We start from the raw sequence: 13,337 nt of genomic DNA on the forward strand, positions 1-13,337 counted from the left end.
CATTGGCAAGATCAGCCGCGTGTCGCGCATATCACTGGGACGACTCAAAAGCACTATTCGATATTTGGATATCGAATTAGACGACGCATTGGAGATATCAGAGCCGATCGAAATTTAGGTGCCCTCTCGGATTCGACTGGATACCAACTGGAATGCCAGTGCGTACAGATCGACCAAAGCAGTCATTCAGCAGAATGTATTCATCTGTCCGCTAGCAACCCAAGATCGGTCAATCTCCATCCACAAATGTACTAAGCAGTTGTGGTAGATCGGAGGGAGGCACCCTCCCTCCGACTCGGCTTACCGATTGTTATGTGCTCAGAGCTTGTTCTTCTCAATCTCCTCTGCCACCAGCGCCTTGAGCTGCTCAAAACCAAAGCTTGGCAAAGGCTTGCCATTGACGTAGAACTCTGGCGTCTTGCTCACTTTCAGGGTTTGTGCATCAGCTAGATCCTGGGCAATCACATTGGCAATATCCGGCGACGCCATATCGGCTTTCAACTTGTTCAGATCTAATCCGAGCCCGTCCAAGTACTTCCAGATACGATCTGTTTCTACAGTATGGTTCTGGGCAAGGTTGTCCTGCTCTGCCAACAGCGCTTCTAACGCTTCCCAGAATTTTCCTTGTCGACGTGCTGCCTCCAATGCGGCCACCAGCTGGTCGGAACCAGCATGGAAAGGAGCATAGCGCAAAACCAGGCGAATCTTGCCTGGATTGGCCGCCATCATCTCCTTGACCAGTGGATAAAACGCCCGGCAGGTTTCGCAGGCTGGATCAAAAAATTCTACTAGTACTACCGGCGCATTTGCGTTGCCAAGGGTCGGTGAGTACACCCGCACCAGAGCTTCGCGATTGGCGCTGGCCTGCTGCTCAGCCTGCTCACGCTGGTTGTTCTTGTAGATGACGGCAGCGGCCACAAAGCTCAACAGTAAAGCAGCAGCGGCCAAGATGAATATGGTTTTTTGTTTCATTTGCAAGCTCGAAAGAACGTTGCCAACAGCAACGCGATAATGGTGAAGAAAGCAGCTGCGGATAGCAGCGGGATGGTGATAAAGCCAAACCACTCAATTACAGTGGCCGAACACGGTACGCCTTGTGAGCAAGGCTGGATGGCCTCAGGAATTACCCCAGCCACCAGTAGCAAGTGGAATGTCGCTATCAGTGCCCCAGGCACGGCCAGAGCCAGCGCATAGCGCACCACCTTGTGATCGAAGGGAAGCAGCCCCAGCGGCAGAATCAGAACGAGGGGAAACATAAAGATGCGCTGGTACCAACACAATACGCAGGGTGGTAGCAACATCACTTCGCCAAAAAACAGCGCCCCAAGCGTGGCAACCGTAGCCAGCAGCCAGGCGCTAAAAACCAGCAACCAGGCCGTAGGGGTTGGCCGTGCTGGTGCGGAAAGCTCCAGAGATGTCATGAGATGGTCTTCGTCAGACGGGAAATATACCGCAGCCGGACAAGCCGGTAACGGTCAACGGAATACACGACACGATAGTTATAGCGGCATGGGAGCCACCGCTAATCGCCTTGTGTCGATCAGCAGGATGAACTACAAGCGGTAGGGGGGCGTAGAGGAGGCGCGACGGCACGTCCCGTCAGCGGGTGAGGTTCACAGGCTTGCTGCGGTGCCATTATCGCGCCCGGCAAGCGCATACTGGCAACCGGCTGCGGGCCGGCCTGCAAGGCGCAGCAATCCGCACCGACCGAGGGAGGCTCTTGTCCATCGTCTAATTTAGCGCTACCCCCTTGTCCGCAACACCGTACCGCCACATCGGTGCAGACACTGCCACCATGTGGCATGCCCATAGCTTGCAGCGATAGCAACACCAGTGCCAGGAAAAGGTAGATAAAGCGGAAGATACGCATGCGGTGGTCATCAGCCATCAGGAACTAGTCGAACAGCTCTTTCCAGAACGACTTGTGATGGCCGTGCTTGCGCTCATGGTATTCATGCTGGCGATGTTGATGGCCATGACTACCGTAAGGTTGTGGTGTTGGCGGTGCATGAAACGGCTGGGCGTTCTGGGCTGGGCGAGTGTCCCCAACCGAGCGCTCGATTATCTTGTCCAGCTCGCCGCGGTCTAACCACACACCACGACATTGCGAACAGTAGTCGATTTCTATTCCTTGCCGTTCGGTCATGGTCAGTGTGACATCGGGACAGACTGGGCACTTCATGGTAGCTCCTTGATGAGATGACAGTTTGGCAGAACGTGTATCGGACGCTTGCGCACAGGGGTGCTACAGGTAGGGCTTGCAGTGCAATGGCGTATTGAGACCCACCACCACACCGCAGGTTCCATGAGACTGCGGCCAACCCTGGTTCACTTGCGCAGCAGACGCAAACCATTACCCACTACCAGCAGACTGGCACCCACATCGGCGAACACCGCCATCCACATAGTGCCCAGTCCCAACAGCGTCAGCACCAAGAATACGCTTTTGATACCCAATGCCAGCGTGATGTTCTGTACCAGCACCGCCCGGGTAGCACGCGACAGGCGCACGAAGGTCGGAATCTTGCGCAGGTCGTCATCCATCAGCGCCACGTCGGCTGTTTCGATCGCGGTATCGGTGCCCATGGCACCCATAGCGAAGCCGATATGGGCGCGCGCCAGTGCCGGTGCGTCGTTGATGCCGTCACCTACCATACCCACGGTGCCCTCTTGTTCGAACGAGGCCACGGCCTGCAGCTTGTCCTCCGGCAGCTGGTTGCCGCGCGCCTGGTCGATACCGACTTGCTGCGCGATCGCGGCGGCGGTGTGCGGGTTGTCGCCAGTCAGCATCACCGTCTTGACGCCCAGTTGGTGCAGCTCGGCAATGGCAGCGCGGCTGCTGTCCTTCACCGTGTCCGCCACTGCGAACAAGGCCAGCACCTGTTTGCTATCGCTCAGCATCACGACTGTCTTGCCCTGGCGCTCCAGCACATCCAGCCTTACCTCTAACTCTGGGCTGCACAGGTCGAGCTCATGCAACAACCGGTGGTTGCCCAACGTGTAGGTAATGCCATCGATGATGCCACGCACACCGCGACCGGGCAGCGCCTCGAAGCCATCCACTGCCGCATGTGCGCCGGCCCCCAGGTTGGTCGCACGGACAATGGCTTGCGACACCGGGTGGTCGGAGCGGCCAGCCAGGCTGGCCGCCAGGCGGCGGCAATGCTCGGCGTCCAGCGCGGCTCGCGGCTCGAAGTCGGTTTGCTCGGGTTTGCCGTGGGTGATGGTGCCAGTCTTGTCCAGCGCCAGCCAGGCCAGTTTGCGGCCCTCTTCCAGGTAGACGCCGCCCTTGATCAGAATGCCGTGGTGCGCAGCGGCGGCCAGGCCACTGACGATGGTGACCGGGGTAGAGATCACCAGCGCACACGGACAGGCGATCACTAGTAGCACCAGCGCCTTGTAAATCCAGTCATGCCAGCTGGCACCCAACAGCAGCGGCGGCAGGATGGCAAGCAGCAGAGCAATGATAAACACTGCCGGTGTGTAGACACGGGCAAACTGATCCACGAAGCGCTGAGTCGGCGCCTTGGCACCCTGTGCCTCCTCCACCGCATGAATGATGCGCGCGAGCGTGGTGTTGTTGGCAGCGGCGGTCACCCGGTAGACAAAGGAGCCGGATTCGTTGATGGTGCCGGCGAATACCGTGTCGCCTTCGGTCTTGTCCACAGGCAGGCTCTCGCCGGTGATCGGCGCCTGGTTGACGCTAGAACGACCGCTGACGATTTCACCATCCAACCCGATGCGCTCGCCAGGCTTGACCCGTACCATGCGGCCCACCGTTACGCTGCCGGCGTCGACTTCCTGCCAGGAACCATCCGCCTGTTGCACGGTTGCCGTTTCCGGCACCAGCTTTAGCAGACCGGAAATGGCATTACGGGCCCGATCCAGCGATTTGGCCTCGATCAGTTCGGCAATAGTGAACAGCACCATCACCATGGCGGCCTCCGGCCATTGCCCCAGCGCCAGAGCGCCGGTGACCGCAATGCTCATCAGGGCATTGATATTCAGATTGCCGTTGCTGATCGCCACCCAGCCCTTCTTGTAGGTTGTGACTCCGGACAAGGCCACTGCCAGAACACCAAGGCTTGCGGCCAACCAGCCGGGCAGCCCCATCCAGCTGGCAGCCTCCGATGCCAGCGCAGCCATGCCGGCCAGTGCCAATGGCCACCACGGCTTGGCTGTTTCTTGGCTAGCGGCCAACTGACCACTGGCGTCTGGCAGTTCCGGGTGAAAACCCAGCGAACGCACCGCGTCCAGTACCGCCCCCAAAGCATCGGGGGCATGCACTACCGTCAGTACGCGCTGCATCAGGTTGAATTCCAAGCTCTTCACCGTCGCCATGCCGCCCAGCTTCTTACGGATCAGCGCTTCCTCAGTCGGGCAGTCCATCTGCATGATACGCATCGAGGTACGCACCCCGCCATCCACCATCTCTGCAGCCGCCAGACTACCGAAGCTGGCCGGCGCCGGCGCGCAGCAGGTATTAGCAGCGTGATCATGGTTGTGGCCATGGTCGTGCTCATGCTCATGCGCGGGCGCTGACTGTTGCAGCTGCCCCATGATTGGAATGATGCGGCGCTTGGGGGTTTGGCTGGTAGTCGCCTGATCCTGTGGTGTCACTCCGGTGGCAGGTTTCTTGTCATGGTGGTCGTGGTCGCAGCAGCTGGACATGGTGGAACTCCGTTTTTCGTCGTATGCTTGGCATTGAACACCCTAAAGTAACTACAGGGTCAAGCGGAGAAAGGTACAGCATGCAAATCGGTGAGTTGGCGAAACAGGCCGGCTGTCCCGTCGAGACGGTGCGCTATTACGAGCGCGAAGGTCTACTACACGCGGCAGTGCGTAACGAAAGTAATAACTATCGGCAGTACAACCTCAGCCACCTCGACCGGCTGACCTTCATCCGTCGCTGCCGCTCACTAGACATGACCCATGGTGAGATCTGGGCCTTACTGGACGCCCGCCAGCAACCGGATGCCAGTTGCGAATCCATCAACGAGCTGATCGACACCCACCTACTGCACGTACAGGCACGGATGACCGAACTGCGGGCACTGGAGGGCCAACTGATCGACTTGCGTAGCCAGTGCCATGCCGCACGAGCTACCCGCGACTGCGGTATCCTGCGCGAGCTCGACCACCCGGGCGATACCGCCTGGCGCAGCCCGGCGCTGACACATAGCCACGTTTCCGGCAGCCACAGCAGCAGCGATGCTCATAACCACGGGGAAAAGCAAAAATGAAAGCTCTGGATTTTTCTCCGTCGGTACTCGCTGCACTGGGCGCGGCGGCACTGTTCGGCGCCAGCACCCCACTGGCCAAACTGCTGGTGGACGGGTTATCACCCTTCCTGCTGGCCGGTCTGCTTTACCTCGGTAGCGGCCTGGGGCTGAGCCTAGTCCGCCTGATACGTGACCGAGGCTGGAAGCCTACCGGACTGCCAGCCGCAGAGTGGCCTTGGCTGCTGGGCGCGATTGCCTCCGGCGGGATCGCGGGCCCGGTGCTGTTGATGGCGGGCCTGGCGCAAACCAGTGCTGCTACGGCCTCCCTACTGCTCAATCTGGAAGCCGTCCTGACCGCGGTGTTGGCTTGGGTGGTGTTCCGGGAAAATGCTGACCGCCGCATCGTGCTGGGAATGGTGTTAATCGTAGCCGGCGGTGTGCTGCTGAGTGTTCCTGCCTCGGGCGAGGCCACCACCGACCTCGCCGGTCCTGTACTGATTGCTGCGGCCTGCCTAGCTTGGGCAGTGGATAACAACCTGACGCGCAAGGTGTCGGCCAGTGATGCCCTGTTTATCGCCAGTACCAAGGGACTGGTGGCAAGCGCGGCCAACCTCGGCATGGCACTGTTCCTCGGCGCCAGCCTACCGGCGACATCCATCCTGCTACCGGCCATGCTGGTGGGCTTTCTCGGTTATGGAGTGAGCTTGGTGTTGTTCGTGCTGGCATTGCGCGGCCTAGGCGCGGCGCGTACCGGCGCCTACTTCTCTACCGCGCCATTCATCGGTGCCGCCCTAGCCATTCTGCTACTGGGTGAGTCCACATCGCTGTCATTCTGGCTGGCCAGCGCCCTGATGGCCGCCGGGGTGTGGCTACACCTGACTGAACGACATGAGCACGAGCACAGCCATGAGGCGCTGGAACACCATCATCGCCATCTGCATGACGCTCATCACCAGCATGCGCACGACTTCGAATGGGACGGCCGTGAGCCGCATGCACATCCACATCAGCATCCCGCCCTGACGCACAAGCATGCGCATTATCCGGATATCCACCACCGCCACAAACATTGATGACGCTGGGTAACACCTGCGACCTCCCACCCTACCCGGGCAGCTGGCCATAACGGCACAAGTTATGGTGCAGCTGTGCTCCACAAACAAAAATTGCTACCCACTCCGCCATGTTTTTTCGCAAGAAAACGGCGTCAAATGCTGACTGACTAGAAACCGACCAGACCGGCAATCCTGTAGATGGGGTCGCGGTGGACTCCAGCAGCTCCTGAGTTTCAGGCTGAGACGATGGACTCACTCTTGGAGCTCTCTCCGAGCTGTACGGCCAGTTGATCAGCGGGAATGTTAATCGCCTCTCAATGTGGCCCGCGACGAACGCCTCTACCAATCAGATATCGAGATGGTCAACCCTCACCATGCGAGACGCGTTCGCACGGTGTTTGTGGTTCCACAAAGGCAACTGAGTTGTTGCTCTCGTTCACCCTGTTCCTCTCGTAAAAGTTTCAGTCATGCGCACTGCCGAGATCAGCCCTGATAGTAAGGTCAGTGCCGCCACCAGCCACATGGCCGGCACCAGGCCAAACAGGTCGGCAGTGATGCCAGCCAACAGCGCGCCTACTGCGTAGCCAAGGTCACGCCAGAAACGGTATACGCCGACAGCAGAGGCACGCCAAGAGGGGTGAGCCACGTCACCGATTGCGGCAAGCAACGTTGGGTAGACCATTGCCGTTCCGAGACCAAGCAACACCGCCCCCAGTCCAAAAGTCATGAAGTCTGCTGTCAGCGCAGTCACGGCGATACCCCCGGCCTGCAGCCACATCCCCCATACGATCAGCCACTTGCGGCCGATTTTGTCCGATAGCGCACCGGTAAAGATCTGTGAAGCACCCCAGACGGCTGGATAGATCGCAGCAAGGAGGCCAATTTGCACCAGGGTCATGCCCGCTGCGGCGAAAACCAGAGGAAACAGACCCCAAGCCATGCCGTCATTCAGGTTGTTGACGAGTCCCGCCTGGCTGACGCTGGAGAGATTGCAATCGGTCAGCGAGGTACGGCGGAATATCTCGCCTTGAGTAAGCCTGCTCTCGCCGGTCTCTGGATGGTGTGTACGCAGTTCATGCGCCACGTAATGCCGGGTTTCTCGAACCACAAATACAGAAAGCAGCAAACCAATCACGACGTAGACAACCCCTAAATAGAACGGCTCGGGCCTGAGTCCGAAACGAGCAGCGAACCAGCCGGTGGCCAGTGCACTACTCGCCACGGCGAAATAGCCGGCAAACTCGTTGAGCCCCATTGCCAGACCCCGCTGTTTCGGACCGACCAAGTCGATCTTCATAATCACCGTGGTGGACCAGGTCAGCCCTTGGCTCATGCCCAACAGCACGTTGGCCCCGACCACCCAGTTCCAGTCCGGCGCCCACATCAGGACAAATGGCACCGGGATGGCGGTCAGCCATCCCGCCACCAGCACCTGCTTGCGGCCAAAACGGTCGGAAAAATGTCCAGCGAAATAGTTTGTCAATGCCTTGGAGACGCCAAACACCACGATGAAGGAGAGAATCGCTGTCCGCGCTGCGATGTGAAACTCCTGCTCGGCAATGGCCGGCAGAATGCTGCGCTCAAGCCCCACCATTGCACCGACAAAGGCATTGACGAGCACCAGCAGCGAGAATTGACCGAGATTCTCACGCAGCCCGAGGCGGATAGACATCGTGTGCATGCCTCAGCCTCCCAGACCCAGATTGGCCCGCACCATGGCGTCCATATCGACAGGACGAGGCGGAATTTCATTGGTCAGGTAGTCGACGAAAGCCGCTTTACCCATGGTCAGAGCGGGGTTCCAGCGTTTCTCGAAACCGAGGGCCGATGATGGCTTGCCCGACAAGCCAGCACCACAGACGCTACCGGCCTGATGCCCCGGATAGATTTCCAATTCACCCGGTAACGTCAGCAGCTTGCCATGCAGACTGTCGTACAACGTACCGGCCATTTCTACTTCCCGCCCCGCCAAATCGGGGCGTCCCGCCGCTCCGACGAATAAGGTGTCGCCGGTGATCACGAACCAGGGCGCCTCGCCACGACGCGCATCGGTGACCAGCAGACAGACTCTGTCCGGAGTATGGCCCGGCGTGTGCAGCACCTTGATCTTGACGTTACCCACATCCAGCAACTGACCGTCGCACAAGAACTCGAACTCATACTTCATCAGCACCTGGTCGGACTCATGCAGAAAGTACGAGTGCATCTGCACGCTGGGCCAACTCGCACAGTCGAAGAAGTAGGACAAAGTAGATTCCTTGGTTGCCAGTTGCTTGAAAAGCATTATTGACCCCTTCTCAGAAAATCAGACCCTTGTCTGCCTCAGCGGTCCACTTGGCAAATTGTGCGAGTGTCGAGTGCTTAGCGCCTTCAACCAATAACAACGAAATCTGCCCTGTACGTCTATGCCGGTGCCACATAGGGGCCGTCTCAGAAAACAGAAAATAAAGCACGCTAAGGCGTAGTCACCCCGTGACCACCCTGCACCGACACTGCGAGGTTCGTTCCATCTTGCAGTGACGCAATCATCGGGCAGGAAACATTTCCCTTTCGCGCATGGCAGGCACATACCAGATCAGACAGCACGGCCTCCATGCGTGCCAAGTCGGCCATTTTCTCGCGCACGTCCTTGAGCTTGTGCTCGGCCAGGCTACTGGCTTCCTCACAATGGGTTCCATCTTCCAGCCGCAGCAGTTCGGCGATTTCATTCAGACTGAAGCCCAGCCGCTGGGCCGATTTCACGAACCGCACCCGCGTTACATCCGCCTCGCCATAGCGGCGGATACTGCCATAGGGCTTGTCCGGCTCCGGCAACAAGCCCTTGCGTTGGTAGAACCGAATGGTCTCTACATTGACCCCAGCGGCCTTAGCGAAGGCACCGATGGTCAGGTTCTCCAGAATGTTTTTCATACCAGTTGACTCCGTACATAACTACGGAACTAAGGTTACATTACCAATCCCCGATTCGAAAGGAAAAGCGCATGTCTGAGCCGCAAAACGGGCGCGGCGCCCTCTTTACCGGCGGGCTGGCCGCCATTCTCGCTTCCACTTGCTGCCTGGGGCCGCTAGCTCTGATCACCTTGGGGTTCAGCGGCGCCTGGATCGCCAACTTGACGGTGTTGGAACCCTATCGCCCCATCTTTATCGGCGTGGCGCTGGTGGCGCTTTTCTTCGCCTGGCGGCGCATTTACCGACCGGCGCAAGCCTGCAAACCGGGGGATGTGTGTGCGCCCCCACAGGTACGCAGCACCTACAAATTCATGTTCTGGGTGGTCGCCACGATGGTACTGGTTGCACTTGGATTTCCTTACGTCATGCCATTTTTCTATTGATAACAGGAGTTCATCATGAAAACGCAAGCCTCAAAGCAAGCCAAAAAACTGTTTGCCTCCCTCGCCCTCGCTGCTGTTGTTGCACCCGTGTGGGCCGCCCCCCAGACCGTCACGCTGTCCGTACCCGGCATGACTTGCTCCGCCTGCCCGATCACCGTCAAGAAGGCGATTTCCAAGGTCGAAGGCGTCAGTAAAGTTGTCGTGACCTTCGAGAAGCGCGAAGCGGTCGTCACCTTCGATGATGCCAAGACCAGCGTGCAGAAGCTGACCAAGGCAACCGAGGACGCGGGCTATCCGTCCAGCGTCAAGCAGTGAACCACTGAAAACGGCACTGCAGCACATCTGACGCCATGGCCTGCTGGTGCCACAAACGATAAAGGATCTGTCGCATGACCCATCTAAAAATCACCGGCATGACCTGCGACTCGTGCGCAGAACATGTCAAGGAAGCGTTGGAAAGAGTGCCCGGTGTGCAGTCGGCGTTTGTGTCCTATGCGAAGGGTACGGCGCAACTCGCCATCGAACCGAGCACGTTACCGGATGCGCTGACTGCCGCCGTGGCCGGACTGGGCTACAAGGCAACGCTTTCCGATGCTCCACCGGCGGACAACCGCGCCGGACTGCTCGACAAGATACGCGGCTGGACGGGTGCCGCCGATAAGCCCGGTGGCAACGAACGCCCGTTGCAGGTAGCTGTTATTGGTAGCGGTGGGGCCGCGATGGCGGCGGCGCTAAAGGCCGTCGAGCAAGGCGCGCACGTCACGCTGATCGAGCGCGGCACCGTCGGCGGCACCTGCGTCAATATCGGCTGTGTGCCATCCAAGATCATGATTCGCGCCGCCCACATCGCCCATCTGCGCCGGGAAAGTCCATTCGACAGCGGTATCGCGGCGACTGTGCCTGCGACTGACCGCAGCAAACTACTGGCCCAGCAGCAGGCCCGCGTCGATGAACTTCGCCATGCCAAGTACGAAGGCATCCTGGACGGCAATCCGGCCATAACCGTCCTGCACGGTGAGGCGCATTTCAAGGACGACCAGAGCCTTGTCGTTCGTTTGAACGATGGTAGCGAGCGCGTTGTGATGTTCGACCGCTGCCTGGTCGCCACGGGTGCCAGCCCGGCTGTGCCTCCAATTCCGGGCTTGAAAGAGTCACCCTACTGGACTTCGACCGAGGCCCTGGTCAGCGACACCATTCCCAAACGCTTGGCCGTGATCGGCTCATCAGTAGTGGCGCTGGAACTGGCGCAAGCCTTTGCCCGGCTGGGCAGCCAGGTGACGATCCTGGCGCGCAGCACCTTGTTTTTCCGGGAAGACCCGGTCATCGGCGAGGCCGTCACGGCCGCGTTCCGCGCCGAGGGCATCGAGGTGCTGGAGCACACGCAAGCCAGCCAGGTCGCTCATGTGGACGGCGAGTACGTGCTGACCACCGCGCACGGCGAACTACGCGCCGACAAGCTGCTGATCGCCACCGGCCGGGCACCAAACACGCACAGCCTGGCATTGGAAGCCGCGGGTGTTGTCGTCAACGCGCAGGGTGCCATCGTTATCGACAAGGGAATGCGCACGAGTAGCCCGAACATCTATGCGGCAGGCGACTGCACCGACCAGCCTCAGTTCGTCTATGTGGCGGCAGCGGCCGGCACCCGTGCCGCGATCAACATGACGGGCGGAGATGTGGCCCTCGACCTAACTGCGATGCCGGCCGTGGTGTTCACCGATCCGCAAGTGGCGACCGTGGGCTACAGCGAGGTCGATGCACACCACGACGGCATCGAGTCCGACAGCCGCCTGCTCACACTCGATAACGTGCCGCGTGCGCTCGCCAACTTCGACACGCGCGGATTCATCAAGCTGGTGGCTGAAGCCGGCAGTGGGCGGCTGATCGGTGTACAGGCGGTGACCCCGGAAGCTGGCGAGCTCATTCAGACCGCAGCCCTAGCAATTCGGGCGCGGCTGACCGTACAGGAGCTGGCTGACCAACTATTCCCTTACCTGACAATGGTAGAGGGGCTCAAACTCTGCGCCCAGACTTTCACGAAGGATGTGAAGCAGTTGTCGTGCTGTGCGGGATAGCCGCATCTCATAGGGCAGGATTGCCTACAAGAGGCGGAACAGCCCAATGACGATAAAAATTTTGCCCACCACCAAGAAGTACATGATCAACAAAAGCAGACCATGATCGCCTAACGACAATGATCTAATCTCCCGAGCACCATAGGTCAGCGAATACTTCGAAGCCAGGGACAAGCTATAAATCTATGGTGCCACACCTATAACCACATGAAATAAATACAAATATTGCAACTATTGTGTTTTTTACTATTAATATTACCGGAAGGGCAAGACCGGTGAAACCGTCACCATCAAGCAGTCGCACGGCGGCTCCGGCAAGCAGGCGCGTGGTGTGATCGACGGCCTGGAAGCCGACGTCGTGACGCTGGCGCTAGCCTACGACGTCGACGCACTGCACACCGAAGCCAAGCTGATCCCTGCCAACTGGCAGAAGCGCCTGCCGAACAACGCGTCGCCGTACACCTCCACCATCGTGTTCCTGGTGCGCAAGGGCAATCCGAAAGCAATCAAGGACTGGAACGACCTGACCAAGCCGGGCGTGGAGGTGGTGACGCCGAACCCGAAAACCTCCGGTGGCGCACGCTGGAACTACCTGGCAGCCTGGGGCTACGCGCTGAAGCAGCCGGGCGGTAACGATGCCAAGGCCAAGGACTTCGTGAAGAAGATCTACCAGAACGTGAAGGTGCTGGATTCCGGCGCCCGCGGTTCGCTGGTGAGCTTCACCCAGCGCGGCATCGGTGACGTGCTGCTGTCGTGGGAGAACGAAGCCTACCTCGCCACCAAGGAACTGGGCCCGGACAAGTTTGATATCGTGACCCCGTCGCTGTCCATCCTGGCCGAACCGCCGGTGAGCGTGGTGGACAAGGTGGTGGACAAGAAGGGCACGCGCAAGGTGGCCGAGGCCTACCTGCAATACCTGTACAGTCCGCAAGGCCAGGAGCTGGCCGCGGCCAACTACTACCGCCCGCGTGACGCCAAGGTGGCCGCCAAGTACGCCGACAAGTTCAGCCCTGGACAGTCAAAACCGGTGAAGCTGTTCACCATCGACCAGGTGTTCGGCGGCTGGACAAAAGCCCAGAAGACCCACTTCGCCGATGGAGCGATCTTTGACCAGATCATTGCCCGCTGAGCCTGCTGCCACGCTGAGCACGCTGCTGGTGCTGGCCGACGCCCGCGAGGCGGACGGCCACACCCTGCTGCGGCTCGGGCACCAGCAGAACGCGCTGCTACTGGCGCGGCCGGCCGAGCTGGACGAATGGCTACACAGCCACGGCAAGAGCGTGCTGCTGCTGGCCGCCGGTGAGCTGTGCCTGCCGGCACTGACGGTGCTGGCGCGCCATCCGCAACGCACCCTCGGCGCGCTGCTGCTGTCCCCCAGCGGCGATCTGGCCGCCGCCGCGCCGCTGCCCTTCCCCAGCCTCACCGTCTGCCACCCGCCGCAGGCGCACTGGCCGCGACTGACCAGCACCGTCGCCTTTGCCAGCCGCTGGGGCAGCCGGCTGCACACCCTGCGCGGCGAAGACGACGCCGCACTCGGCGAGTTGCGCCTGCTGCTGCAACAGCTGCGCCGGCAGGTGGAAGGTTGGCCGCAAGGCAATCTGTAGCCTGCGCGCCGCCTGGCACCCGACCGCTGGCGCGACCGTTTCCGCCCTC

Annotated in this window: 13 protein-coding genes and 1 pseudogene; 7 read left to right on the forward strand and 7 right to left on the reverse strand. The window is 59.9% G+C overall.

What is annotated here, in order from left to right; translation table 11 throughout:
- Positions 1-318: 318 nt before the first annotated feature.
- The 4 genes from PQU96_RS13200 to PQU96_RS13215 form a co-directional block, all read right to left on the reverse strand.
- Positions 319-972, reverse strand: coding sequence for a DsbA family protein (locus PQU96_RS13200; RefSeq protein WP_272772873.1), 654 nt, complete (start codon positions 970-972; stop codon positions 319-321).
- Positions 969-1,421, reverse strand: coding sequence for a disulfide bond formation protein B (locus tag PQU96_RS13205; RefSeq protein ID WP_272772874.1), 453 nt, complete (start codon positions 1,419-1,421; stop codon positions 969-971). Before PQU96_RS13205 ends, PQU96_RS13200 begins: the two co-directional genes overlap by 4 nt.
- A gap of 473 nt (positions 1,422-1,894) precedes the next feature.
- The gene (locus PQU96_RS13210) at positions 1,895-2,182 is read right to left on the reverse strand and encodes a TFIIB-type zinc ribbon-containing protein (RefSeq protein ID WP_144373783.1); all 288 of its coding nucleotides are present in this window, start codon (positions 2,180-2,182) and stop codon (positions 1,895-1,897) included.
- Between the two features lie 146 nt (positions 2,183-2,328).
- Entirely contained in the window at positions 2,329-4,671 is a 2,343-nt protein-coding gene (locus tag PQU96_RS13215) for a heavy metal translocating P-type ATPase (protein ID WP_272772875.1), read from the reverse strand.
- Positions 4,672-4,751: 80 nt separating this feature from the next.
- Between PQU96_RS13215 and cadR the strand changes: the two genes are divergently transcribed.
- Both cadR and PQU96_RS13225 read left to right on the forward strand, forming a co-directional pair.
- Positions 4,752-5,243, forward strand: coding sequence for a Cd(II)/Pb(II)-responsive transcriptional regulator (gene cadR, locus PQU96_RS13220; protein ID WP_272772876.1), 492 nt, complete (start codon positions 4,752-4,754; stop codon positions 5,241-5,243).
- Positions 5,240-6,295 (forward strand): DMT family transporter, encoded by a 1,056-nt coding sequence (locus tag PQU96_RS13225; protein WP_272772877.1) that lies wholly within the window; start codon positions 5,240-5,242, stop codon positions 6,293-6,295. Before cadR ends, PQU96_RS13225 begins: the two co-directional genes overlap by 4 nt.
- A gap of 418 nt (positions 6,296-6,713) precedes the next feature.
- Here the strand turns inward: PQU96_RS13225 and PQU96_RS13230 are convergent, their stop codons facing one another.
- The 3 genes from PQU96_RS13230 to merR form a co-directional block, all read right to left on the reverse strand.
- A complete protein-coding gene (locus PQU96_RS13230) occupies positions 6,714-7,949 on the reverse strand; it encodes an MFS transporter (protein WP_272772878.1) in 1,236 nt (411 codons plus the stop codon).
- Between the two features lie 12 nt (positions 7,950-7,961).
- Positions 7,962-8,561: an MBL fold metallo-hydrolase gene (locus tag PQU96_RS13235; RefSeq protein ID WP_272772879.1), complete on the reverse strand. Its 600-nt coding sequence runs from the start codon at positions 8,559-8,561 to the stop codon at positions 7,962-7,964.
- Positions 8,562-8,731: 170 nt separating this feature from the next.
- Positions 8,732-9,187, reverse strand: a complete 456-nt coding sequence (gene merR / locus PQU96_RS13240; protein ID WP_272772880.1) for a mercury resistance transcriptional regulator MerR — start codon at positions 9,185-9,187, stop codon at positions 8,732-8,734.
- 71 nt (positions 9,188-9,258) lie between these two features.
- On the opposite strand from merR, the gene merT reads away from it, so the two are divergent.
- The 5 genes and pseudogenes from merT to PQU96_RS13265 all read left to right on the forward strand — a co-directional run bounded on the left by merT (position 9,259) and on the right by PQU96_RS13265 (position 13,288).
- Positions 9,259-9,609 (forward strand): mercuric ion transporter MerT, encoded by a 351-nt coding sequence (gene merT, locus PQU96_RS13245; protein ID WP_272772881.1) that lies wholly within the window; start codon positions 9,259-9,261, stop codon positions 9,607-9,609.
- A gap of 15 nt (positions 9,610-9,624) precedes the next feature.
- Positions 9,625-9,924, forward strand: coding sequence for a mercury resistance system periplasmic binding protein MerP (gene merP, locus PQU96_RS13250; protein WP_272772882.1), 300 nt, complete (start codon positions 9,625-9,627; stop codon positions 9,922-9,924).
- 74 nt (positions 9,925-9,998) lie between these two features.
- Positions 9,999-11,684, forward strand: coding sequence for a mercury(II) reductase (merA, locus tag PQU96_RS13255; RefSeq protein ID WP_272772883.1), 1,686 nt, complete (start codon positions 9,999-10,001; stop codon positions 11,682-11,684).
- Between the two features lie 256 nt (positions 11,685-11,940).
- Positions 11,941-12,813, forward strand: a pseudogene (locus PQU96_RS13260) (sulfate ABC transporter substrate-binding protein); the annotation flags it as partial.
- Positions 12,791-13,288 carry a hypothetical protein gene (locus PQU96_RS13265; RefSeq protein WP_272772884.1) on the forward strand — a complete coding sequence of 166 codons (498 nt, stop codon included), beginning with the start codon at positions 12,791-12,793 and terminating at the stop codon, positions 13,286-13,288. The pseudogene PQU96_RS13260 and the gene PQU96_RS13265, both read left to right, overlap by 23 nt.
- Positions 13,289-13,337 lie beyond the last annotated feature (49 nt).

The sequence above is a fragment of the Vogesella margarita genome, from assembly GCF_028548475.1.
Classification (GTDB): Bacteria; Pseudomonadota; Gammaproteobacteria; order Burkholderiales; family Chromobacteriaceae; genus Vogesella; species Vogesella margarita.

Coding starts and splice junctions, on each gene's coding strand:
- merT (WP_272772881.1), top strand. CDS start 9,259: ATGTCTGAGCCGCAAAACGGGCGCGGCGCCCTCTTTACCGGCGGGCTG.
- merA (WP_272772883.1), top strand. CDS start 9,999: ATGACCCATCTAAAAATCACCGGCATGACCTGCGACTCGTGCGCAGAA.
- merP (WP_272772882.1), top strand. CDS start 9,625: ATGAAAACGCAAGCCTCAAAGCAAGCCAAAAAACTGTTTGCCTCCCTC.
- merR (WP_272772880.1), bottom strand. CDS start 9,187: ATGAAAAACATTCTGGAGAACCTGACCATCGGTGCCTTCGCTAAGGCC.
- PQU96_RS13205 (WP_272772874.1), bottom strand. CDS start 1,421: ATGACATCTCTGGAGCTTTCCGCACCAGCACGGCCAACCCCTACGGCC.
- PQU96_RS13200 (WP_272772873.1), bottom strand. CDS start 972: ATGAAACAAAAAACCATATTCATCTTGGCCGCTGCTGCTTTACTGTTG.
- PQU96_RS13230 (WP_272772878.1), bottom strand. CDS start 7,949: ATGTCTATCCGCCTCGGGCTGCGTGAGAATCTCGGTCAATTCTCGCTG.
- PQU96_RS13215 (WP_272772875.1), bottom strand. CDS start 4,671: ATGTCCAGCTGCTGCGACCACGACCACCATGACAAGAAACCTGCCACC.
- PQU96_RS13235 (WP_272772879.1), bottom strand. CDS start 8,561: ATGCTTTTCAAGCAACTGGCAACCAAGGAATCTACTTTGTCCTACTTC.
- PQU96_RS13210 (WP_144373783.1), bottom strand. CDS start 2,182: ATGAAGTGCCCAGTCTGTCCCGATGTCACACTGACCATGACCGAACGG.
- cadR (WP_272772876.1), top strand. CDS start 4,752: ATGCAAATCGGTGAGTTGGCGAAACAGGCCGGCTGTCCCGTCGAGACG.
- PQU96_RS13225 (WP_272772877.1), top strand. CDS start 5,240: ATGAAAGCTCTGGATTTTTCTCCGTCGGTACTCGCTGCACTGGGCGCG.